The following is a 23,278-nucleotide window of genomic DNA, read 5'->3' as shown; positions in this document are numbered from 1 at the left end:
GAAACGCACATGATCGACAGCACTTCTCCTGAACTCCTCCGCGTCGAGGGCCTGACGGTCGCCTACGGCAGGAACGAGGTCGTCTTCGATGCCGGCTTCGGGCTCCGCCGCGGCGAGAGCCTCGCGCTCATCGGTGAGTCCGGCTCGGGCAAGTCCACGATCGCCCGGTCGATCCTGCGCCTTCTGCCCGAGGGTGCGCGGGCGCGGGGCAGTGTCTGGTTCCAGCGCACAGAGACCCTCGGCCTCTCGGATCGCCGGTTTCGCCCGCTGCGCGGACGCGAGATCGGGTTCGTCCCTCAGGACCCCGCCAATGCGCTCAATCCCGTGCGCACGATCGGGGGCCAGGCGCACGAGGCGGCGGCCCTCGTCGAGCCGCGGGATTCCCGCCTGCGCAGAGCCCTCATCCTCGACACCTTCGAGCGGGTCGGGCTGCGCGATCCGCAGCGCGTCTACGACTCGTACCCTCACCAGCTTTCCGGCGGAATGCTGCAACGCGTGCTCATCGGACTCGCCGTCATCCCGGCACCCCACCTGATCGTCGCGGATGAGCCGACGAGCGCGCTCGACGTCACGATCCAGAAGCGCATCCTCGACCTGCTGTCCGACCTGCAGGCCGACCGTGGCATCGGACTGCTCCTCGTCACACACGACCTCGCGATCGCGGCCGAGCGGACCGATCGGATCGTCGTCCTGAAAGACGGACGGGTTCAGGATGCCGGTGCCACCGCCGACGTGTTCACCGCGCCCTCGTCGGACTACACGGTCCGGCTGCGCGACGATGCTCCGTCACTCAATCCCGATCGCTACAGCGCGGTGCGCAGCATCCGTCGTCCCGATCCGACTTCGGACCCGCGGATCGAGGTCACCGACCTGACGAAGACCTTCCACGTGGACGGTCGGGCGCACACAGCCGTCGACTGCGTCTCGTTCTCGGTGGCCGCCGGGACCACCCATGCGCTGGTGGGCGAGTCGGGGTCGGGCAAGACCACCGCGCTGCGGCTGCTGCTGGGCCTCGAGCAGGCGGACGAGGGCACCATTCGCATCGATGGCGAGTCGATCGCGGGGCGCTCGACCGCCGAGGTGCGCGACACCCGCCGGCAGCTGCAGCTCGTCTACCAGAACCCCTTCACGTCGCTCGACCCGTCGTGGCGGGTGGGTGCAATCGTTCGCGAGCCGCTCGACCGGTACAAGGTCGGGGCGCGGCGCGATCGTGCGGCGGTCGTCGCATCGACGCTCGCAGCAGTGGGCCTGAGCACCGGGCACGCGAAGCGGCGACCGTCGGAGCTCTCCGGCGGCCAGCGCCAGCGCGTCGCGATCGCCCGGGCGCTCGTGCTCGAGCCCGAGGTCATCGTGTTCGATGAGCCGACCAGCGCCCTCGACGTGACCGTGCAGTCCGAGATCGTGCAGATCCTCCTGCGACTGCAAGCCGAGCGGGGCCTCACCTACCTGTTCGTGTCGCACGACCTCGCACTCGTCCGCCAGGTCGCCGACAGCGTCTCGGTGCTGCATGGCGGCGTGGTCGTCGAGAGCGGCCCCGCCGACCGGGTGCTCAACGATCCTCGGCACGACTACACGCGCGGACTGCTCAACGCCGTGCCCCGACCCGCATCCCGCGGCGAGAGCTTCGCCGAGACCAGCCCCGAATCACCGCTCGAGACCCGCGCCGACGCCGCGCCGCTGGTCCGCACCATCTGACATCCGGAGGACACCGTGACCATCGACACCCTCACGCACGAGCACCGTGCGACCGCGCTCATCGCAGCCCTCTCCCGTCCGAAGGGCTTCGGCGACCAGACGCTTCGCGAGCGCCGGCCCGATGCCATCGAGCTGCTCGGAGGGATCCCCGACCCGTCGGCGCTCCCGGCGGCGGAGCTCGCCCAGTCGGCCGCGCGCGTCCTCGCCGAGCCCGGGCTCCCGGCGCTCCAGTACTCGCGCACCGAGGGGATTCCGCTCCTGCGCGAGTGGATCGCGCAGCGCGAGGGGGTGGATGTCTCGCGGATCGTCGTGACGAACGGGGGGTTCCACGGCCTCGCGCTGGCGATCCAGACGACCGTGGAGCGAGGCGACCTCGTGGCGGTCGACACTCCGATCTTCCCGCTGTTCCTCCGCGGTCTGGAGCTCTCGGACGCGCGGACACTTCCCGTGCGGGTGGGCGCAGCCGGACTCGACCTGGACGAGCTCGAGACGCACCTGCGAGAGGGTGCGCGCCCGTCCGCGCTCTACACGGTTCCCGACTTCCACAACCCGTCGCAGGGGTCGCTGCCGGTCGAGAGCCGGCGCGAGCTCGTGCGGCTGGCGGAGCACTACGGCTTCGTCGTGTTCGCCGACAATCCCTACCGCGAGCTGCGCTTCGAGGGTGGGTCGGCCGACGAGGAGCCGTTCAACCACTCCGAGCAGGTCATCCACGTCAACACGTTCACCAAGACGCTCGGGCCCGGGCTCCGGCTGGGCTGGCTCGTGCTGCCCGACGCACTCGTCCCCGACGTCGTGGCCCTGCGGAGCCGGCAGGACTCGCATTCGTCGACCCTGGTCGAGGCGATCGTCGCCGACCTGCTCACCCAGGACGAGGGGCTCTTCGATCGCACGCTCACGGCGGCGCGCGGACTGTACGCGAGCAGGGCGCGGGCGCTCGCCGCTGCCCTCGAGCGCGAGGCCCCCGGCGTGTTCGACATCGAGGTGCCCCTCGGCGGCCTCTTCCTCTGGCCGCGCGTGCGCGACGAGAGGATCGACACCGACCGCCTCGCCGATGACGCGAGCGACGAGGGCGTGCTCTATCAGCGCGGCTCGTTCTTCGCTTCGGGACCCGGGACGGATGCCGGGCGCCATCTGCGGCTGGCATTCGGCGATACCCCGATCAAGGGTCTCGACGAGGCCGCCGCGCGCATCGGGAGGGCCGTCCGCCGCCAGCGCTGATCCCGGCATGCGACTCGCTGTGGCCACGGAACCGTAACGATTCCGGCGAAGGCGGCCGCGAGAGGGCGACCGGGAACGGATGCCGCGACCCGGCCCCTTAGGCTTCTCCCCATGTCTATGGCGCGACGACGGGGGATCCTCGCTGTCGTCACCGCCATCGTCCTCCTCGCCCTCGGTCTCGGCGTGGGCGTCGTGGTCGGTGACGCGCTCGGCATATCCACCGAGCCCTCCACGCAGATGACCCCGGCCGACCCCGTCGTCCCTGAGGTCGCCGCTCCCGTGGCCGCCCCTCGCTTCTCCACCGTCGATGCGCCTGTGACACCACGCATCTCGCTCGCTCTTGAGGATCTGACGGATGCCGCAGCCGGCGCCGAGACGTCGGGCGAGGCATCCCTCACCGTTTCTGCGGGGGAGGGCGACGACTCTGACGACTCGTACACCCTGAGCGGCGACGCGACCGCGCTGCGGATCGACGCGGCCAGCGAAGCGGGAGCAGCGCGAGGCGTCTACGACCTGGCCGATGCCACCCGCACCGGCACGGACGTCACCGCAAGGCTCGGTGCGCAGCCCGCCGCCGACCTCCCGTTCCGCATGGTCGATCTCGGCGCCGTCGGCGTGGACCCCGACCCGTCGCAGTGGGTGGACGGCACCGACTACTCCCACGTCTCGCGGGCCTTCGAGGACGTATACCTCGCCGACCCGCCCTACATCGACCAGGATGCCCTGGCGCTCGCGTACGACGACTGGGAGAGCTTCCTCGCGCACTCTGTGGCGAATGGCTACAACGCCGTGTCCTGGCCGGGATTCGTCGAGTTCGCGACCTTCGCCGATGTGCCCGACGGTCCCGTCTATCCGGACGGCGACCCGCACGAGGCTCGCGCGCTCGCGCTCCGCGAGGCCTTCGGGCCGTTCTGGGATCGCGCCGCAGAGCTGGGTGTCAAGATCTTCCTCCGCACCGACATGCCGACGCTCACCCCCGAGCTCGCGGACTACTTCGACAGCCGCTTCGGAGGCCTCGACACCGAGAACCCCGAACTGTGGCAGGTGTACACGGCCGCGCTCGACGAGCTGTACGCCGCCGAGCCGGCGCTGTCGGGCATCCTGATCCGCATCGGCGAGGGCGGCAACGTCTACCAGGAGCCGGGCTGGAACTACTACTCCGAGATCGCGGTGCGCACGGTCGACGCGGTGCGGACGATGCTCGAGACGTACTCCGCGCAGGCCGAGGAGACCGAGCGCGAGGTGATCTTCCGCACGTGGAGCGTCGGGATCGGCGATGTCGGCGACATGCACACCGACCCCGCTTCGTACCACGCGGTGCTCGACGGCATCGACTCCCCGGCGCTCATCGTGTCGACGAAGTACACGCTCGGCGACTTCTACAGCTGGCTGCCCCTCAACGAGACCCTCGAGACGGGCGACCAGCGCCGCATCATCGAGTTCCAGAGCCGACGCGAGTTCGAGGCGTTCGGCTCGTTCCCGAACGATCTCGGCCCCGAGTACCAGTGGGCGCTGCAGACGATCCTCGCGTCGAATCCGAACGTCGAGGGCATCTGGACGTGGACGCAGGACGGCGGTCCCTGGCGCGCGGGTCCGATGATCCTCTACCTGAAGACCGGCTTCTGGCACCTCTCAGAGCTCAACACCCAGGCCGCCGCGGCTCTTGCCCGCGACCCTCAGGCCGACATCGGCCAGGTCACCGTCGATTGGGCGCGCGAGTGGTTCTCGGATGATCCCGCAACCGCGACGGCCATCGCCGACGCGATGGCGCAGTCACGCGACGCCATCACGCAGGGCCTCTACATCGAGCCGTTCGCCGAAGTGCGGACGGTGGCACTCGGGCTGCATCCGCCGCCCCAGATGTGGCTGTTCGAGTGGGACATCCTGACCGGCGACAGTGCCACCCTCGGCGTCATCTACGAGATCACGGGCGACCGGGTCGACGAGACGATCGCGGCGGGAGCCGAGGCCGTCGCAACGGCCGAGCGCATGCGCGACACAGTAGCGGGGACGGATGCCGGCACCTGGCGTGATCCCGCGCTTCGCGACGACCTGATCGGCGCACTCTCGTACCAGGCCGACGTGCTCAAGCTGCTCGGCGCCTACCGCGCGATGTTCCTGCAGCAGATGCGCTGGCACGACACCCTCGACCCGGCGGCGCACGCCGCGTGGACCGAAGCCCGCGACGAGTACGTCGCCCTCGCCGACGCACACCTCGACACCTACACGGGCGACCTCGCCCACCCCGCGTGGAACCTCGCCGCCGCCGAGCTGGGCGTGCAGCGCGCGGACCGCGACGAGGCGATGGCATGGATCGCCCGCGTGCTGCTCGCGCTCGCTCTCGGGTGGCTCGTGATCGGCATGGTCGCCGCGCGCACACGTCTGGTGCGCAGGCCCGGCGCCGCGGCCGCGCGCAGCACCTGGCTCGCCTCGACCCGTCCCTGGCGGGCGCGCGAGTCGATCCTCGGGCTGCTCCCTCTGGACAGATGGATGCTGGTCCTCGTCCCGGGCGGCCTCCTCGTCGCGACGCGCGCCGTGCAGACCTCCTTCCTCTCGTGGACGCACCTCGTGCTCGTGCTCGGGGCCTGGCTGGTCTTCCTCATCGTGGTCGACCTGTTCCTCCGCCGCCGTTCGCCGTGGCCCGTCATCGCGGCCGTCGGCGGCGTGATCGTGCTGCGCTGCATCGTGACGCTGACCGCCCTCTCGTTCACCGGGCCGGGCGGCTACTGGTTCGCGTTCTGGACCGACCCGGTACGGCGGACGCTCTACATCTCGGTCGCCTTCGCCCTCTTCGTGTGGGTCTTCGTCGCGGCGGGCTGGGCCCTCTCCACTCAGTTCGGCCGTCGCCGGGGAACCGGGATCATCCTCACGGCCGTCGGCGCCGGACTCGCCCTCCCCGCTGCGGTCGTCGGCCTGCTCGGCCTCGAGACCGTCCTCTCGGCATGGAACGACCAGATGGGGCTCCTGCCCTGGGGCCTCGCGCGCATCCTCGGCCTCACGACGTACCTCGAGATCCCGGACGACACCGCGTGGTGGGCGGCCGCACTGGGTGCCGTGATCTGCGCCGTCGGCGTGCTGCTGACCCTCCCGTGGGGGAGCCGCGACGGCAAGGGCGCGGACTCGGCCGGGTCGCGGCATCCTGTCCCCTCCCAGGGCTAGGCTGACGCCACGTGCGCGCCTCGCCGCACGAGGAACCGAGGAGACGCCGATGTCCAAGAAGTCGAACGAGGGCGGCGGCCTGAGCGGCAAGCAGTATGCCAAGGAGCTCAAGCGGCTGCACATCGAGCTCGTGAAGCTGCAGGAGTGGGTCAAGTACTCCGGAGCCAAGGTCTGCATCGTCTTCGAGGGCCGCGACGGCGCAGGCAAGGGCGGTGTCATCAAGGCGATCACCGAGCGGGTGAGCCCGCGGGTCTTCCGCGTGGTGGCGCTCCCGGCGCCCACCGAGCGCGAGCTCAGCCAGATGTACATCCAGCGGTACATCCCGCATCTGCCCGCCGCGGGCGAGGTCGTCATCTTCGACCGCAGCTGGTACAACCGCGCGGGCGTCGAGCGGGTGATGGGCTTCACGGATGACGCGACGGCCGACAAGTTCCTCGAGCAGGTGCCGTTCGTCGAGCAGTCCATGGTCGACTCGGGCATCATCCTGCTGAAGTACTGGCTCGAAGTCAGCCCCGAGKAGCAGACGAAGCGGCTCGAGGACCGCATCCACGACGGACGCAAGACGTGGAAGCTCTCGCCGATGGACCTCAAGTCCTACAACCGCTGGTACGACTACTCCCGGGCGCGCGATCTGATGTTCGCCGCCACCGACACTCCCACTGCGCCGTGGCACGTCGCGGTCTCGGACGACAAAGAGCGTGCGCGGCTCAACATCATCACGCACTTCCTGTCGCAGGTGCCCTATGCCGAGGTGCCGCACGAGGAGCCCGTGCTCCCCGCGCGTCAGCAGGCGGGTGACTACGTCGACCCGAATTACGCGTACCGCTACGTGCCGGACGTCTTCTGACCCGGGCGTCGCTGTCGGCGCCCGCGTTTAGACTCGAAGGGACATGACCGACGCATCCACGCCCCTCATCGTCGGCAGCGAGCGCGGGCCCGGCGCGTCGAGCTTCCGCCCCGACGAAGACCTCCTCGCGGGACTCAATCCGCCGCAGCGTGAAGCCGTCACCTACCGTGGCCCGGCGCTCCTGATCGTCGCGGGCGCAGGGTCGGGAAAGACCAGTGTGCTCACGCGACGCATCGCGTCGCTGCTGCGCAGCAAAGAGGCCTGGCCGAGTCAGATCCTCGCGATCACGTTCACGAACAAGGCGGCGGGCGAGATGCGCGAGCGCGTTGCGCACCTCGTGGGTGACGCCGTGCAGGGCATGTGGATCTCGACCTTCCACTCGGCGTGCGTGCGCATCCTGCGGCGCGAGGCCCAGCAGTTCGGCTTCACCAAGGCCTTCACGATCTACGATTCCGGCGACTCGCGCGCCCTCATCAAGCGCCTCGTCAAAGAGCACGAGGCCGACGCCTTCGGCCTCACTCCCGCCGCGGTGCAGGGCAAGATCTCCAAGCTCAAGAACGAGCTGGCAGACGCGGAGTCCTATGCCCGCTCGGCCAACATGGAAGACCCTGCCGAGCGCATCTTCGTGGAGCTCTTCAGCGAGTATCAGCGGGCGCTGCAACGGGCGAACGCCTTCGACTTCGACGATCTGATCGCGCAGACGGTGTACCTGTTCCGGGCGTTCCCGCACGTCGCCGACGTCTATCGCCGGCGGTTCCGCCACATCCTTGTCGACGAGTACCAAGACACCAACCACTCCCAGTACGCGCTCATCCACGAGCTCACCCGACCCGTGGTCGGGGCCGCGGCCGACCCGTATGCCTCGGGCGGCATGATGATCTTCGAGCCCTCCGAAGCCCCTGAGCTCGAAGGAGCCTCGCTCACTGTGGTCGGGGACTCCGACCAGTCGATCTACGCCTTCCGCGGCGCCGACATCCGCAACATCTCTGAGTTCGAGCGCGACTTCCCTGGTGCCCGCGTCGTGCTGCTCGAGCAGAACTACCGGTCGACCCAGAACATCCTGACGGCGGCGAACGCCGTCATCAGCAACAACTTCGACCGCAAAGACAAGAAGCTGTGGACCGACGTCGGCGCGGGCGAGAAGATCGTCGGCTTCACCGGCTACTCGCAGCACGATGAGGCCCAGTTCGTCGCCGACGAGATCGACCGCCTCCGCCGTGCGGGAGTCGACTACTCGCAGATTGCGGTCTTCTATCGCACGAACTCCCAGTCCCGTGCGCTGGAGGAGATCTTCATCCGCTCTGCGCTGCCCTACAAGATCATGGGCGGCACCAAGTTCTACGAGCGCGCCGAGATCAAGGACGCGCTCGCGTACCTCGTGGCGGTCGCGAACCCCGCCGACGAGATGGCGGTGCGACGCATCCTCAACAAGCCGCGGCGCGGGATCGGCGACGTCACCGAGACGGCCATCGCGCGCTACGCCGCCGACGAGGGCATCACGTTCCGCGATGCCCTCGCGAACGCCTCGGCGCTCGGTGTCGGACCCAAGATCCAGGCGGGGATCGCCCAGCTCGATGCCGTGCTGGCCGAGGCATCCGAGCACATGCTGCCCGCCACCGGCGAGCTTGCGCCGCCGACGGCCGTGGCGGAGGGCCTCCAGCTCCTGCTGCAGAAGAGCGGCTACCTCGATGCTCTGCGCGCGAGCCGCGACCCGCAGGACGAAGCGCGCCTCGAGAACCTCGACGAGCTCGTGGCGGTCGCCCGCGAGTTCGCCCGCAACAACCCCGAGGGCACGATCATCGACTTCCTGACCGAGGTCGCGCTGGTGTCCGATGCCGACGACCTCGAAGACGCGTCGGGCTCGGTCTCGCTCATGACGATGCACACCGCGAAGGGCCTCGAGTACGATGCCGTCTTCATCACGGGCGTCGAGGAAGACCTCATCCCGCACCGCATCTCGGCGGGTGAACCCGGCGGTCCGCAAGAGGAGCGCCGGCTGTTCTACGTCGGCGTGACCCGTGCCCGCAAGCGCCTCTACTTCACCCTCGCGATGACGAGGGCGCTGTTCGGCGAGGTCACCGTCGCGATGCCGAGCCGATTCCTCCAGGAGATCCCCGCCGAGCTGCTGGACTGGCGTCAGTCTCCGGGCGACGTCAATTCACGCGGCGGCTCGCAGTCTCGCGCCCTCAACGCCCGGCGCCCCGGCGGCTTCGGCAACAGCTCGGGATCGAGCCGCTACGGCGAAGACCTCGTCCCGAAGTCGACGTCGATCGAGCGTTTCGCGAACCGCATCCCCGCCAAGGTGCGTGACAACGGCGACATGCAGCTCGTGCCGGGTGACCGCATCCGTCATGACGATTTCGGCGAAGGAAAAGTGGATGCCGTGACCGGCGAAGGCGCGAAGCGCGTCGCGCACGTGCGGTTCGACAAGGCCGGTCCCAAGAAGCTGCTCGTCAAGATCGCGCCGATCGAGAAGATCTGACCACACCTGTCGGTTCTGCACGGGATGCACCCGACGAGCATGGGGTTGTCGGGCTAGGCTCGCCTGATGCCACTCTTCTCCCGCGGCAAGCGCGACCGGGACCAGCAGTCCGATACTTCCCCGCCGCAGGATCCTCAGGCGGCAGATCCGGCGGGCGAAGACGCGATTCCGGATGCTGCGCCCTCCGTGGCCGTCGAGCCGGCGCAGGCTGATACCGGCGCGGAGGCACCCGGGCACGTCGACACCGCCGCCGATGCGGCATCCGTCGGCATCTCGGTATCGGCGTACCGGGGGATGGGGGCGACAACCCCGGAGCGCGCCCCTCAGGCCTCCGGGCTGCCCACCCCTGAGCCCGCCAAGGCTCCGGCGCGCGAGATCGCACCGCCCACCACAGAGACGCTGCCCGGCATCCGCGACAACGTGCTGCTCGCCGAGGCGCTCCGCGCGCTCGACAGCCCGCCGTCGCCGCCGCAGATCCTCGAGGTCGCGCGCCAGCTTCTGCAGGGTCCGCTCGTGCTCCGTGTCAAGGGCGATGCCCGTTCCCTGCTGGCACAGGGGGCTCAGCCGCCGCTCGCGGTCGCCAAGCTCGGCGAGGAGACGTTCGTCCTCGTGTTCAGCGGCGGCGCAGCGCTGTCCGAGAGCGTCAAGCGCGACGGCGACACCGACACATCGGCGATGGGGCAGTCGGCTCTGGCCATCCTGCGCTACGTGCTCGCCGGCCCGCACGCCGGCATCGTGATCGATCCGGCCTCCGCGCCGCACAGCGCAGTGCTCCGCCGGCCGATGCTCGAGAAGATCTTCGAGAGCATGGACTCGGAAGTGACGATCAAGAGCCTGCTCGTGTCAGATCGCACCGCCGCGACGGCGCCGGCCATCGCCGACGCGCTCTCGCGGGTGCCCTTCTGGGTCGCGGTGCGGCGCGTGGGGGAGTCCGATCGACTGGGCGTCGCCGAGGCGCGCACCGCCGAGGGCGAGCGCTACCTCGAGGTGTACTCGCATCCCCTCGAAGTGGTCGCGCTGGGTCGGGGCGACCAGCCCGCCCCGATGACGGGCGCGCAGCTCGGCAAGGCTCTTGCCTCCGACCCCGAGGTGACGGGCGTGCTGATCGACCCCGCGGGCCCGTGGATCAAGCTCACACGGGCAGACCTCGCCGGCATCATCCCGGCCTGAATCACCGCGCACGGCGTTTCGGGGTCTCGAACCATTGACCTCGCGCGAAACCACGAGTTCAGCGCGTCGAACTCGGTGGTTTCGGGTGAACTCGGTGGTTTCAGCGGATCGTGGGGCTGAGCGACGGCCTCGGGCTGTGGGACCCGGTCGCTAAAGTCAGTGCATGGCGTCGGAACGCATCACCGTGACCGTCCCCGGACCGGACGGCGACCGCGAGGTCGGACTCTCCAGCCCGAACCGCGTGCTCTGGCCCGAGCTGGGGATCACCAAGCACGAACTCGCGGAGTACCTCCTGGCGGTGTCGGGCCCGTTCCTTTCGGCGAACGGCGACCGAGCGGTCTCGCTCGAGCGGTTCCCCGAGGGGGTGGACGGCGAGCGGTTCTACTCGAAGAACCCGCCGAAGGGCGCGCCGTCCTTCGTCCAGGCCCAGACCGTCACCTACAACAGCGGGCGTCGGCATCCGCAGCTCATCCTCACCGAGATCGCCACGGCGGTGTGGGCCGTCCAGATGAACACGATCGTCTTCCACCCCTGGGCGTCGCTGACGGCGAACGTCGACAATCCGGTCGAGCTGCGGATCGACCTCGATCCGTATGGAGACACCGGATTCGCGGATGCCGCAGCCGTCGCCCCCGCGATGCGCGAGGTACTGGCCGAAGCCGGCCTCACTTCCTTCGTCAAGACCAGCGGCAACCGCGGCATCCACGTCTTCTGCCCCATCCAGCCGACGCACGAGTTCCTCGACGTGCGGCACGCGGTGATCGCCGCGGGGCGCGAGCTCGAACGGCGCATGCCCGACAGGGTCACGATGAACTGGTGGAAGGAAGAGCGCGGAGACCGCATCTTCATCGACTTCAATCAGGCGAATCGCGACCGCACGATGGCCGGCGCCTACAGTCCTCGTGCGCTGCCCGGTGCCACCGTGTCCACGCCGGTGACGTGGGACGAGCTCGAGGCCGGAGTCGACCCCTCATCCTTCACAGTGCGCTCGCTGCCGCAGCGTCTCGCCGATCACGGCGACCCCTGGAACACCCTTCTCGACGAGCGGGGCACCATCGACACGCTCCTCGAGTGGTGGCAGCGGGATCTGGATGCCGGGCTCGGCGAGCTGCCGTTCCCGCCGGACTTCCCGAAGATGCCGGGCGAGCCGCCGCGCGTTCAGCCCAGCAGGAAGAACGAGGCGAACTGGGACTGAGGCCGGCAGGGCTTCAGCCCTCCGCCTCGAACTCGTTCAGGATGGCTTTCGCCAGGTCGCGGGCGTTGCCCGGGAGCATCGCTTCTATGGGGGATTGGTCGAGGCCGATCTCGGACGCGACCACGACGACCAGTTTCCGGGATGGATCCACCACGACGACGGTGCCTCCGATGCCGATCGCGCTGAAGAAATGGTCGGCGGACGATACCCACCACTGAAACCCGTAGTGATCGGTGTGACCGCGCCGCGCCGGTACCTCCACTTGGGGCATGGTGGCCTGCTCGACCCATGACTCGGAGACGAGCTGCGTCCCGTTCCACTGCCCTCGGTCGAGGTACAGCTGACCGAGCTTCGCCAGATCCGATGGTCGGAGCTTCATCAACCCCGAGCCGAGATGGATCCCCGTGACGTCGACGGGCCATGCGAATTCGGCCTCGTGGTAGGCCTTCGCCTGAAGTTCATACTCTTCCGGGGTCGAGGGGAAGGGGATGGTGGGCTCCAAGGCCGGCCGTGTCACGATGCCCAGTGGATCGAGCAGATACTGACGAGCGAACGCGAGCACGGGCATACCGGCCGCCTCCGAAACGATCGCGGCGAGAACGTGGGAACCGGCACCGGAATAGTTGAAGTACCCGTCGCCTGGGCCCATGCGGGCGCGCGTTGCGAGGATCTCTCCGACCGGGTCGGCTGACATGAACACGCCAGAGGCGTCGGTCTGGTTCTCGGGCACGAAATTCGCCGTGTGGGTGAGAACAGCTCGCAGGGGGATCGCGCTGGTCTCAGCTGTGAGCTGCGCCGACCAGCGGGGCAGCAGCTCACCAAGGGTCGCATCCACATCGGAGATGAGTCCCTGGTCGATCGCGATTCCGACGAGCGTGGCCGTGAAGCTCTTGGTGACCGATCGGATATCCCAGTAGTCGTCCGGGCCCGAGCCGATGTAACGGTCATAGATCAGGTCGCCATCCTCGAGCACCAGGACAGCGCGGACGCCGTCATGGGGATCGCGTTCGGCGAGTTGGGCCTCGACCACTTCGTCCAGCGCGGCGGTGAGCGTCGGCGTCGGCGTCGGCGTGGGCGTGAGCGTGGGGCCGGCCGTGCATCCGGACGCCATGGCGAGGAGGAGCACGACCGCGGGAAGTCCGGCGCGCCTGACGCGCGCGTCGAAACGCGGCGAGGGTGACATGGCGACCTCTCATCGGGATTGATCCGCTGAGCCGAACCATACGCCTCGCGTGCTCCCCGTGGCAGGCCTGCGACTGGTTGCGCCGCGGGCGCTGCAGTTTCCGGCATCCGCTGTCTCTATCGGTGGCGCGGATGCCGGAATCAGGCGCGTTCGCGCCGCTCTTGCCGCCGGGTGGCGCGGATGCCGGAATCAGGCCGGCGCCCGGCATCCGTCAGTCCAGCACGTCGCCCAGGTCGTAGGCCGAGACGGTCTCGAGCTGCTCATAGGTGCACGAGCGCGGATCACGGTCGGGGCGCCACCGCTCGAACTGCACCGTGTGGCGGAAGCGCCATCCTTCGAGCTGGTCGTAGCGCACCTCGAGCACGCGCTCGGGGCGGAGCTTGACGAACGACGAGTCCTTGCGCGCAGCGGCGAAGCGCGACTTCTCGCCCTCACCGGTAAGCGCCTCACCGTCGTCGCCGCGCTGCACGAGCGGCTCGAGCTCGTCGACGAGCTCGAGCCGGCGGGCGTTGCTCCACGCCGCCACGCCGCCCACGGGGTAGAGCGTGCCGTCCTCGCCGTAGAGCCCCACGAGGAGCGAGCCCACGCCCAGCCCGGACTTGTGCACCCGATAGCCGAGGGCGACGACATCCGCCGTCCGCGCATGCTTGATCTTGAACATCGTGCGCTTGTTGGGCGCGTAGGGCTGGGCGAGCGGCTTCGCGATGACGCCGTCGAGGCCCGCGCCCTCGAACTCGGCCAGCCAGCCGTGCGCCAGGTCTGCGTCCTGCGTCGTGCGCGTGAGGTGCAGCGGATGCGGCACTCCGCGGAGCAGATCGACGAGCTCCGCCCGGCGCACCGAGAACGGCTCGCCCTGCAGGTCGCGATCGCCGCGCGCGAGCAGGTCGAAGGCGATGAACATCGCCGGCGTCTCGACGGAGAGCTTGGTCACGCGGGATGCCGCCGGATGTATGCGCTGCGAGAGCGACTCCCAGTCCAGCCGCTGCGCGCCGGCCGCGCCCTTCGGCACGACGACCTCGCCGTCGAGCAGGCACGGCTCGGGCAGGAGTCGGGAGAATGCGTCGACGAGCTCGGGGAAGTAGCGGGTGAGCGGCTTGGCCCCCCGTGAGCCGATCTCGACCTCGGTCCCGTCCCACGACACGAGCGCCCGGAACCCGTCCCACTTGGGCTCGAAACTGAGCCCGCCCGCGACCGCATCCTGCGCGGGCACCTGCGGAACGGACTTCGCGAGCATGGGGGCGGGGATGTCGTAGGGCATGGCGTCCATCCTGCCGTCCCGCAGGCGACACGCACAGATGTCCGAGCCCACGGCCGTAGCGGTCGACGTGCCATCACGGCAGACTCAGAGCGGGTGCTCGCTTCAGATGACGGGAGGTGCGGGTGGACGTCATCTTCACGTTCCTCGCGGCGCAGCCGGTGATCGTCGTCTTCCTGCTCCTGGGTATCGGCTCTGCGCTGGGCCGCATCAGGGTCGGTGGGGTGTCGCTCGGTGCGGTCGCGGTGCTGTTCAGCGCGATGGGGCTCGTCGCCTGGAGTGTCGCCGTCGGCCAGCCGATCGCGATCCCCAGTTACATCGGCGACGTGGGACTGGTCGTCTTCGCCTTCTGCACCGGCATCATCGCCGGTCCGGGCTTCTTCAACGCCATGAAGACGGCGTACCCGCTGATGATCGTGGTGACCGTGATGATGGCGCTCGCGGCCTTCACGGCGATCATCCTCGGGAAGCTGGTGAACCTCACGCCCGTCACGATCGCCGGTGTCTTCGCCGGGGCGGTGACGAACACGCCGGCGCTCGCGGCGACGGGCGGAAGCGCCGAGGCAACTGTCGGCTACGCCAGCACCTACGCGTTCGCCGTCATCGCGGCCATGGGAGCCGTTGCGCTCGCGCTGCGCAACAGCGACAAGGACAAGGACACCCCGAGCCCGATCGTCGACAAGCCGATCCGGGTCGACACCACGTCGATGCGCAGGACGACCGACATCGCCAAAGCACACGGCAACCGCGTGGCGTTCTCGCGTCGCAGCGCCGGCGGAGACGGCCCGGTGGAGGCCATCGGGCCCGACACGACCCTCTCGGCAGGCGATGTCGTGAACGTGGTCGGCCCGAGCGATGTCGTGGATCAGGTCGCGGCAGAGCTCGGCCACACCTCGGCGATCGACATCGCCAGTGATCGCAGCCGGCTCGACTTCCGCCGGATCATCCTCTCCGAGTCCAAGCACGCCGGGCGGACGATCGAGAGCCTGGGCCTGCGGGCGCGCTTCGGGGCGAACATCGTGCGGGTGCGGCGCGGCGACGTCGAGTTCGTCGGCAGCCCCTCGTTCGTGCTGCAGCTGGGCGACCGCCTGCGGGTGGTCGGCCCCACCGACACCATGCCCGAGGTGACGACGTTCCTCGGTGACTCCGAGCGAGGCCTCGCCGACCTCAACCCCGCCGCCTTCGGCATCGGCATCACGATCGGCCTCCTCCTCGGCTCGATCCAGATCCCGCTGCCGGGCGGTTCGCACTTCAGCCTCGGCTTCGCCGCCGGCGCGCTCATCATCGGGCTCGTCATGGGCCGCGTCGGCCGCCTGGGACCGTTCGTCCTGGCGCTTCCGCACACCGCGGCCACGGTCCTCGCCGAGCTCGGACTGCTCATCTTCCTGGCCTACGCGGGAGCCAACGCCGGGTCGCTCATCGTGCCGGCCTTCGTCTCGGGCGAGGTGTTCGTGCTGGCCGGTGTCGGGGTCGTGGTGACCCTGATCGCCACCTTCGGCACCTTCCTCGTCGTGAAGTACGCCTTCCGCACTGGCGGCACCCGGCTCTCCGGCGTCGTCGGCGGATCGCAGACGAACCCGGCGATCCTCGGCTTCGCGAACTCCCGCACCCATTACGACATCCGCGTCGCACTCGGCTACAGCCTGGTGTACCCCGCCGCGATGGTCGTGAAGATCCTGCTCGCACAGGTCATCGTCGTGCTCTGACGGATGCCCTCGCGCGCCGTCTCGGGATCCCTCTGTTCGGCGTGCTGAGCGGAGCCAGCGGCCCCCGCGCTCCGCATCCGTCACTCGCCCTCAGGAACCGACCGCCTTGCGCGGACGCGCCCACCGCGCGGGGGTGTCGGGCCCGTCCCAGACCTGGATCGCGCCCCACACGACCGCAGCCATCGGAACCGCCAGCACGGCGCCGAGGATGCCGCCGATCGCGGCGCCCCCGGCCAGCACGATGAGGATCGCGAAGGAATGCAGCCGCATCGACCTGCCCATGAGGACAGGCTGGAGGAGGTTGCCCTCGAGCTGATTGACGAGGACCACCACGCCCACGACGAGAAGGGCGTTGAGTGGGCCATTCGAGACGAGCGCGACGAGGGCAGCGATGATGCCGCCGAGGACCGCTCCGACGATCGGGATGAACGACAGGATGAAGGTCAGCACGGCCAGCGGAATTGCGAGCGGCACCTGCAGGATCAGCAGGCCGATCAGGATGCCGGTGGCATCGACGAGCGCGACGAGAGCCGTTCCGCGCACATACGAGCCGAGCGTCCCGATGGTCTTGTCGCCAATGCGCCGTGCCCTCGTGTACGACGCGCCCCGGAAGGGGCGGAGAACGAACTCCCACATCTCGGGTCCGTCCTTCAGGAAGAAGAACAGGATCGTGACGAGGAGCACGAGCCCGGTGATGAAGTTCGTGATCGCGTTCACCCCACGGAGGGCGCTCGAGCCGAACTGGGAGCTCGTGAGGAAATCTGTGAACTGCGCGGTCCACTCGCTGAACTGGTCAGGGGTCGGCGCGAAGGGCAGCGTCTGGACCTGATCGGTGAGGCGGCTGAAGCCCTCCCGCGCCTGCTGGGCGAGGTCGCTCCACTGATCGCTGACGGCCCACACGATGAGCCAGGTGAACCCGCCCAGGATGAGGAGCACAGCGAGAAGCGAGATGACGGTCGCGAGCGGGGCGGGCACGCCGCGGCGCCGCATCCAGGCCATCGCCGGCGCGAAGGCCGCGGCGAAGATCAGGGCGAGCACGAGCGGGATCGTCACAAGGGTGAGCTGCAGATTCACCCAGACGAGCGCCGTGGCGAGCAGAGCGACGATGAGAACCTGCAGCGACCTCGTCGAGAGCTTTCCGAAGGTGTCGGCCCAGAGGCTCGTCGGAGGACGCTGCGCCGGCTGCTGGTCGGCAGCGAGCCGCACGCTGAGCGGTTCGCGGGGTCGGAAGATGGCCATTCGGCCACGGTAGTGGCACCGGACGTCGCGTTTCGGGGGCTTGCGCCGGTGGCGCTGTCCCCGTAGCGCTGTGGCGGCGGCAGCGGGGGAGCGCCGCCGGCCTCACGCGTAGAGCGTCTCTGAACTTCAGGCGCAGAGCGTGCCGGACCTCAGGCGAACGCGCTCATCCCGGTGATGTCACGGCCGATCAGGAGTGCCTGGATGGATTCGGTGCCCTCGTACGTGTGGATCGCCTCGATGTCGGCCAGGTGCTGCATCACCCGGTTCTCGAGCAGGATGCCGTTGCCGCCCAGCAGATCGCGCGCGGTCGCCGCGATCCGACGTGCGGCCCGCGTGTTGTGGTACTTCGCGAGCGAGGCCTGGGTCGGGCGCAGGCCGCCGGACAGCTCGAGATCCGCGAGATGCCGGCAGTACAGCTGCATGCCGGTGAGCTCCTCGAGCATCTGCGCGAGCCGCTCCTGCACCATCTGGAACTTCGCGAGCGGTCGGCCGAACTGCACGCGCTGCTGAGAGTAGCTGAGCGCGGCCTCGTAGCAGGCGGTGGCGTGTCCGAGCGCCGACCAGGCGACGCCCGAGCGCGTCGAGTAGAGCACGGTGGAGGCGTCCTTGAAGCTCTTCGCGCCCGGGAGCACCGCATCCTGGGGCACGCGGACACCGTCCAGGGCGATGTGGGCCTGATGGATGCCGCGCAGCGAGGCTTTGCCGGTGATCACCGTGCCGGTGTAGCCCGGGGTGTCCTGCTCGACGAGGAAGCACCGGACGGACCCGTGGTCGTCGGCGTCCGCGTCGTCCACCCGGGCCCAGACGAACGTCACGCCACCCGATGCCCCGTTGCCGATCCACTTCTTGGCGCCGTCGAGCACCCACTCCTCCCCGTCGCGCCGGGCGATCGTCTCCAATGAGACCGAGTCCGATCCGTGGTCGGGCTCGGTCAGCGCGAACGCCGCAGGCACCTCAGAGCGCGCGATCGCACGGAGCCATCGCGTCTGCTGCTCGGGGCTGCCGAACAGTGCGAGGGTCCGCAGCGCCAGGCCGCCCTGCACGGCGACGACGGTGCCGAGCGACCCGTCCCCCCGCGAGACCTCCATGTTGACCAGGCCCGCGGCCAGGGGCGAGAAGTGGGTCAGCTCAGGATGCTCGATCCCGTCGTTCAGCAGATCGAGCTCGCCCAGGCGCCGGGCGAGGTCGAGGGGGTACTCGGCGCGGTCCCAGGCGTCCAGCATCCGGTCGCCCACCTCGTCGACGAACGCCTGCGCCCGCTGCCAGACGGCGCGGTCCGCCTCGGGGATGTCGGCGAACACGCCGTAGTAGTCGGTGCCGAGGCGGCGCGTCACGTCATACCCGTCAGCGCCCTCGCCGGGGCGCGCGGTGAAGTCGGTCATGGCAGCCTCCAGGGTCGGTGCAGATGCATTCCGCACCGATTCTACTGGAACTGAGTCTCATGAATTACAGGACTCAGTGTCACTGCGTCATGGTGATGAGCTGCCGCAGCTCTGCTCCCGACGCGAGCCGGTCCATTGCGCCGTCGAGGTCGTCGAGCCGGACCCGCGACGACACGAGCCGCTTGAGGGGCAGCCTGCCCGCGCGCCACAGCTCGACATAGCGGGGGATGTCGCGAGCCGGCACCGCAGAGCCGAGATAGCTGCCCACGATCGTGCGGGCCTCGGCCGTCAGCACGAGGGGTGAGACGCTCGCCCGGGCGTCAGGAGAGGGGAGGCCCACAGTGACGGTCGTGCCGCCCGGTGCAGTGATCGCCAGCGCGGTCTCGAATGCCCGCACCGCTCCGGCAGCCTCGATGACCACCGGGGCGCGGATTCCGCGGTCGAGTGCCTCTGCCGGCCCGAGAGCTTCGGCAGCGCCGAGCTCGAGCGCGAGGTCCAGCTTGGACGGCACCGCGTCGATGCCGATGACCTCATGACCGAGTGCGACCGCCACGAGGAGGGCGGCCATGCCGACGCCGCCGAGACCCACGATGGCGATCCGATCGCCGGTTGCCGGGCGGCCCGCATTGAGGACGGCTCCGCCACCGGTCAGAACGGCGCAGCCGAGGAGGGCGGCGACCTCGGGTGGCACGTCCGACGCTACGGGGACGACCGAGGTGCGGCTCACGACGGCGTGCGTGGCGAAGGCCGAGACGCCCAGGTGGTGGTGGACGTGCTGGGACGATCCGTCCGGCCCGGTCCTGTGCAGGCGGATGCCTCCTCCCACCAGCGTCCCCGCGTTGTTGGCTTCGGTGCCGCGCGCACCCGGCAGCCGGCCGTCGGTGCGGCATCCGTCACATTCGCCGCAACGCGGAAGGAACGTCATCACGACACGGTCGCCCGGTGCGATGTCCGCCACGCCGGCCCCGAGCTCTTCGACGATTCCGGCTGCCTCGTGACCGAGGAGCATGGGGGTCTGCCGCACCCGGTTGCCGTCGACGACGCTCAGGTCGGAGTGGCAGACCCCAGCAGCCTCGATGCGGACCAGGAGCTCGCCGGGCCCTGGCGGATCGAGCTCGAGCTCCCCGATCGTGAACGGCTTCGAGACGGCGAACGGCGCCGCGGCTCCGGACTGCTCGAGGACTGCTCCCGTGATGCGCATGCGACCTCCGCGTACGATCCTGCCGTACGAGCCGCCGCGGGCGTCAGCCCTTGACCACCGCCCCGCGCTTGGCGATCCTGCGCCGGCGGATCCACTTCTCGACCTCGACGAACAGCGGGACGACGACGGCGAGGCCGATGCAGATGAGCCACTGGTCACCGCTCAGCGAGGTGGTCAGGATGAGGTTCTGCAGGAAGGGGATTTCGACCGCGGCCACGGTCAGCGCGAGCGGGATCGACAGCCACTTGATCGCCGAGATGATCGGCGCGTTGAGGCCGGCATCCGGGTCGCGGCGCATCGCGAGTCCGCCGAGGACGGCGCCGAACGCGGCGACGACGAAGGTCATCGTGACGGGGACGTTGGGCTCGGTCGGGCTCAGCAGGTCGGGGTAGAGCAGCAGCGGGACGAGGGTCATCAGGAACAGCAGGCCGCCGTAGACGAACCACAGGATGACGGCTCCGCGGTTGGCGATGGTCTTCTTCGGGTCGCGCGGGGGCTTCTGCATGATCCCGTCCGGCACGGGGTCCTGGAGGATCACGATGACCGGGAAGATCGCCACGAAGAAGTTGAGGAACAGGATCATGATCGGCTGCAGCGGAACGCCGTGGTTGATGTTGAACAGGCTCGCGACGAGGAAGAGCAGCACGAGCGAGAACAGCTGCGACATCTGGTAGCGGACGTAGCTGACGATCTTGTCGTAGATCGCGCGGCCCAGCCGCACCGCGGTGACGAGGGTGCCGAAGTTGTCGTCGACGAGGATCATCTTGCCCGCCTGCTTCGTCACCTCGCTCCCCGAGCCCATCGCGACGCCGATGTCGGCCTGCTTGAGGGCGGCGGCGTCGTTGACGGCGTCACCGGTCATGGCCACGACCGCCCCCTCCTCCTGCATGAGCCGTGCGAGGCGCAGCTTGTCTTCCGGCGTCACGCGCCCGAAGACGTGGAGGTCGGGAAGCTTCGCCTTGAGCTCGTCGTCGCTCATCGCCTGGATCTCGGCGCCGCTGGCTGCTCCGGATCCGAGCCCGAGCTTGGAGCCGATCGCGGCCGCCGTGATGGCGTGGTCGCCCGTGATCATACGGACCTCGATGCCGGCCTCGCGGGCGATGCGCACGGCCTCCTTCGAGGACGGACGCAGCGGGTCGATGATGCCGACGAGTCCGGCGAGGGTGAGGTCCTTGACCTCGGCCATCGGATCGGCGGGAACCGCAGTGCCCGGCTCGAAGCGGCGGAAGGCGAAGGCGAGCACTCGCAGCCCCTGCTCGGAGAGGCTGCGGTTGGCGTCGATGACGGCCTGCCGCTTCTCGTCGATCGACACAGGACCGTCGGCGGTCAGCACCGTCGAGCAGCGCTCGAGGACGACATCCGGACCGCCCTTGACGAGGCCGATGAGGCGGGTCGCGCCGTCCTGCGGGATCTCGTGGAAGGTCGCCATGAACTTGTACTCGGAGTCGAACGGAACTTCCGCGGCACGCGGGTACTCGGCGCGGGTCAGCTCGGCGTCGACGCCCATCTTCGCGGCCAGCACGATGAGCGCGGCCTCTGTCGGGTCGCCGATGACGACGCCGTCGTCGGTGACCGTGGCGTCGCTGCAGAGGGTGAGCCCGAGCGCCAGCGTGGTGAAGTCGGGGTTCGGGGTGCCGGCGACGCGCCGGATCTCGCCGGACTTCTCGTAGCCGCTGCCGGCGACCGTGAACCACTCGCCCGCGAGGTAGAGCGACTCGACGGTCATCTCGTTCATCGTGAGCGTGCCGGTCTTGTCGGAGTTGATGGCGCTCGTGGCGCCGAGCGTCTCGACATCGGTGAGGTTCTTCACGACCGCGTTGTGCTCGGCGAGCTGCCGCGAGCCGAACGACAGCATCGCCTGCACGAACGACGGCATGCCCGTCGGGATGGCCGAGATCGCCATCGAGATGCCGAGCAGGACGACAGAGGTGATCTCCTGCCCGCGCAGGAGGCCCGTGATGACGATGATCGCAACGGCGCCCCAGGCGATCCAGCCGAGCACGCCGGTCAGCGAGTCGAGCTCGCGCTGCAGCGGCGACTTGGCGGGCTTCACGGCCGACAGCATCGACGCGATGCGGCCCATCTGGGTGGTCATGCCCGTGTCGGTCACGACGATCGTCGCCGTCCCGCGGGTGACCTGGGTGTTCTGGAACACCATGTTGGCCCGGTCGCCGAGGGTCGTCTCGGGATCGCTGAGTGCGGCGGCGTCCTTGGGGATCGGCGCGCTCTCACCCGTCAGGGCGGCTTCCTGGGTCTCGAGGGTCGCCGATCGCAGGATGCGGCCGTCGGCCGGGACGATCTCGCCGGCTTCGAGGGCGACGATGTCACCGGGGACGAGCGTCGACGCCTCGATCTGCACGAGCGTGCCGTCGCGGAACACGCGAGCACGGGGGATCTGCATCTTCGACAGCGCGTCGACGGATGCCTTCGCCTTGAGCTCCTGCCGGGCGCCCATGACGACGTTGAGGATGACGAGGATCCCGACCAGGATGCCGACGCTCACCTGATCGATGAAGAGGCTGATGACCGCGACCGCCACGAGCATCAGGTTCATGGGGTCGATCACCTGCGCCCACGCCACCTGCCAGATCGACGGTGAGGGCTCTGCCGGGATGGAGTTGGGCCCGTGCTCAGCCAGGCGGCGCGCGGCCTCGGCCTGCGTCAGCCCCCGCTCACGGTCGGTGCTGAAGGATGCCGTGACATCAGCGGCGTCTTGTACATACCAGGGTGCGGTCGGCGAGGTGTCCACAGCGGTCATGCTCTGACGCTACGCCTATACGGAGAGGCGGGGGCGGCGATTCAGCCTCTGGGGGCGAGGGTGCTCAGCTGAGGCTCTCGCCGAGCCGTCTCGCGAGCTCGGCCTTCGGCATCCGTCGTGGAAAGATCGCCACCACCAGGTCGTCCTGTGCGGCATCCGCCTGGCCGGGGTGCACTCCGAATCGGCGCAGCACATCGTCCAGCGCGTTGCGGAGGACCGATACGGGCACGCGCTTCGAGGTGCGCAGCAGCTGGCGGAGCACGTGGTTGTGCACGGCGGTCACGAGCGCCGCGAAGCCGACCGCATCGAGCGGATCGATCCCGGGGAGCGCCTCACGCAGGTAGTCGTCGAAGAGCCGCTCGTACCGGAAGACCGTGACGATCTCGCGCTCGCGGAGGGCGGGCACGCCTCGGACGACCGCGTAGCGGCGCCGCGCGAGCTCGGGATCCGCGGTGAACTGCTTGAACACCCAGATGGATGCCTCGCACACGGCCGCCCACGGGTCATCGTGCGGCTGCGAGAGGTAGGCGCGGAGGCCGTCGAGAAGCTGCTCGTGGTCGGCGAAGACGACGTCGTCCTTGCCGCCGAACTGCCGGAAGAACGTCGACCGCGAGATGCCGGCGGCCTGCGCGATCTGCTCCACGGAGGTGGCCTCGAACCCCTGCGACGCGAACAGATCGAGAGCCGCGGAAACGACGGCGTGTCGTCCGCTGGCGGGCGGAGCGGAGTCATTCATGGGCCGAGCCTAGTGTGGCGCCGCCGCGAGGGAAGGCGGCGCCCCTATCCTG

General features: G+C 69.4%; 15 protein-coding genes. 8 read left to right on the top strand and 7 right to left on the bottom strand.

What is annotated here, in order from left to right:
* The first annotated feature begins 9 nt into the window (after nt 1-9).
* The 7 genes from AC1DP3_RS13125 to ligD all read left to right on the top strand — a co-directional run bounded on the left by AC1DP3_RS13125 (nt 10) and on the right by ligD (nt 11,766).
* Nucleotides 10-1,695 (top strand): dipeptide ABC transporter ATP-binding protein, encoded by a 1,686-nt coding sequence (locus AC1DP3_RS13125; RefSeq protein WP_477293945.1) that lies wholly within the window; start codon nt 10-12, stop codon nt 1,693-1,695.
* A 15-nt stretch (nt 1,696-1,710) separates the two neighbouring features.
* Nucleotides 1,711-2,913, top strand: coding sequence for an aminotransferase-like domain-containing protein (locus tag AC1DP3_RS13120; protein WP_477293944.1), 1,203 nt, complete (start codon nt 1,711-1,713; stop codon nt 2,911-2,913).
* A gap of 111 nt (nt 2,914-3,024) precedes the next feature.
* Nucleotides 3,025-6,072, top strand: a complete 3,048-nt coding sequence (locus tag AC1DP3_RS13115; RefSeq protein WP_477293943.1) for a hypothetical protein — start codon at nt 3,025-3,027, stop codon at nt 6,070-6,072.
* Between the two features lie 49 nt (nt 6,073-6,121).
* On the top strand, nt 6,122-6,919 hold the full coding sequence (gene ppk2, locus AC1DP3_RS13110; protein ID WP_477293942.1) for a polyphosphate kinase 2: 798 nt from the start codon (nt 6,122-6,124) through the stop codon (nt 6,917-6,919).
* 43 nt (nt 6,920-6,962) lie between these two features.
* Nucleotides 6,963-9,401 carry an ATP-dependent helicase gene (locus tag AC1DP3_RS13105; protein WP_477293940.1) on the top strand — a complete coding sequence of 813 codons (2,439 nt, stop codon included), beginning with the start codon at nt 6,963-6,965 and terminating at the stop codon, nt 9,399-9,401.
* 66 nt (nt 9,402-9,467) lie between these two features.
* Nucleotides 9,468-10,571, top strand: a complete 1,104-nt coding sequence (locus AC1DP3_RS13100) for an SseB family protein (protein WP_477293938.1) — start codon at nt 9,468-9,470, stop codon at nt 10,569-10,571.
* 163 nt (nt 10,572-10,734) lie between these two features.
* Nucleotides 10,735-11,766, top strand: a complete 1,032-nt coding sequence (ligD, locus tag AC1DP3_RS13095) for a non-homologous end-joining DNA ligase (protein WP_477293936.1) — start codon at nt 10,735-10,737, stop codon at nt 11,764-11,766.
* Nucleotides 11,767-11,779: 13 nt separating this feature from the next.
* Here the strand turns inward: ligD and AC1DP3_RS13090 are convergent, their stop codons facing one another.
* Nucleotides 11,780-12,949, bottom strand: a complete 1,170-nt coding sequence (locus AC1DP3_RS13090; protein WP_477293935.1) for a serine hydrolase domain-containing protein — start codon at nt 12,947-12,949, stop codon at nt 11,780-11,782.
* Nucleotides 12,950-13,160: 211 nt separating this feature from the next.
* Complete coding sequence (locus AC1DP3_RS13085) at nt 13,161-14,207, bottom strand: ATP-dependent DNA ligase (RefSeq protein WP_477293934.1); 1,047 nt, start codon at nt 14,205-14,207, stop codon at nt 13,161-13,163.
* Nucleotides 14,208-14,329: 122 nt separating this feature from the next.
* Between AC1DP3_RS13085 and AC1DP3_RS13080 the strand changes: the two genes are divergently transcribed.
* Nucleotides 14,330-15,910 carry an aspartate:alanine exchanger family transporter gene (locus tag AC1DP3_RS13080; RefSeq protein ID WP_477293932.1) on the top strand — a complete coding sequence of 527 codons (1,581 nt, stop codon included), beginning with the start codon at nt 14,330-14,332 and terminating at the stop codon, nt 15,908-15,910.
* A gap of 90 nt (nt 15,911-16,000) precedes the next feature.
* Here the strand turns inward: AC1DP3_RS13080 and AC1DP3_RS13075 are convergent, their stop codons facing one another.
* The 5 genes from AC1DP3_RS13075 to AC1DP3_RS13055 all read right to left on the bottom strand — a co-directional run bounded on the left by AC1DP3_RS13075 (nt 16,001) and on the right by AC1DP3_RS13055 (nt 23,226).
* A complete protein-coding gene (locus AC1DP3_RS13075; protein ID WP_477293930.1) occupies nt 16,001-17,149 on the bottom strand; it encodes an AI-2E family transporter in 1,149 nt (382 codons plus the stop codon).
* A 149-nt stretch (nt 17,150-17,298) separates the two neighbouring features.
* Nucleotides 17,299-18,531: an acyl-CoA dehydrogenase family protein gene (locus AC1DP3_RS13070; RefSeq protein ID WP_477293928.1), complete on the bottom strand. Its 1,233-nt coding sequence runs from the start codon at nt 18,529-18,531 to the stop codon at nt 17,299-17,301.
* Nucleotides 18,532-18,610: 79 nt separating this feature from the next.
* Complete coding sequence (locus tag AC1DP3_RS13065; protein WP_477293927.1) at nt 18,611-19,732, bottom strand: alcohol dehydrogenase catalytic domain-containing protein; 1,122 nt, start codon at nt 19,730-19,732, stop codon at nt 18,611-18,613.
* Nucleotides 19,733-19,775: 43 nt separating this feature from the next.
* On the bottom strand, nt 19,776-22,490 hold the full coding sequence (locus AC1DP3_RS13060) for a cation-translocating P-type ATPase (RefSeq protein ID WP_477293925.1): 2,715 nt from the start codon (nt 22,488-22,490) through the stop codon (nt 19,776-19,778).
* Nucleotides 22,491-22,554: 64 nt separating this feature from the next.
* Nucleotides 22,555-23,226, bottom strand: coding sequence for a TetR/AcrR family transcriptional regulator (locus tag AC1DP3_RS13055; RefSeq protein WP_477293923.1), 672 nt, complete (start codon nt 23,224-23,226; stop codon nt 22,555-22,557).
* Nucleotides 23,227-23,278: the final 52 nt, after the last annotated feature.

The sequence above is a fragment of the Microbacterium sp. P5_B6 genome, from assembly GCF_056400345.1.
The sequence above is the reverse complement of the archived record's forward strand: the minus strand, read 5'-3'. Positions and strand labels throughout refer to the sequence as shown.

Coding starts and splice junctions, on each gene's coding strand:
- AC1DP3_RS13125 (WP_477293945.1), top strand. CDS start 10: ATGATCGACAGCACTTCTCCTGAACTCCTCCGCGTCGAGGGCCTGACG.
- AC1DP3_RS13115 (WP_477293943.1), top strand. CDS start 3,025: ATGTCTATGGCGCGACGACGGGGGATCCTCGCTGTCGTCACCGCCATC.
- AC1DP3_RS13105 (WP_477293940.1), top strand. CDS start 6,963: ATGACCGACGCATCCACGCCCCTCATCGTCGGCAGCGAGCGCGGGCCC.
- AC1DP3_RS13100 (WP_477293938.1), top strand. CDS start 9,468: ATGCCACTCTTCTCCCGCGGCAAGCGCGACCGGGACCAGCAGTCCGAT.
- ligD (WP_477293936.1), top strand. CDS start 10,735: ATGGCGTCGGAACGCATCACCGTGACCGTCCCCGGACCGGACGGCGAC.
- AC1DP3_RS13090 (WP_477293935.1), bottom strand. CDS start 12,949: ATGTCACCCTCGCCGCGTTTCGACGCGCGCGTCAGGCGCGCCGGACTT.
- AC1DP3_RS13085 (WP_477293934.1), bottom strand. CDS start 14,207: ATGCCCTACGACATCCCCGCCCCCATGCTCGCGAAGTCCGTTCCGCAG.
- AC1DP3_RS13075 (WP_477293930.1), bottom strand. CDS start 17,149: ATGGCCATCTTCCGACCCCGCGAACCGCTCAGCGTGCGGCTCGCTGCC.
- AC1DP3_RS13070 (WP_477293928.1), bottom strand. CDS start 18,531: ATGACCGACTTCACCGCGCGCCCCGGCGAGGGCGCTGACGGGTATGAC.
- AC1DP3_RS13065 (WP_477293927.1), bottom strand. CDS start 19,732: ATGCGCATCACGGGAGCAGTCCTCGAGCAGTCCGGAGCCGCGGCGCCG.
- AC1DP3_RS13060 (WP_477293925.1), bottom strand. CDS start 22,490: ATGACCGCTGTGGACACCTCGCCGACCGCACCCTGGTATGTACAAGAC.
- AC1DP3_RS13055 (WP_477293923.1), bottom strand. CDS start 23,226: ATGAATGACTCCGCTCCGCCCGCCAGCGGACGACACGCCGTCGTTTCC.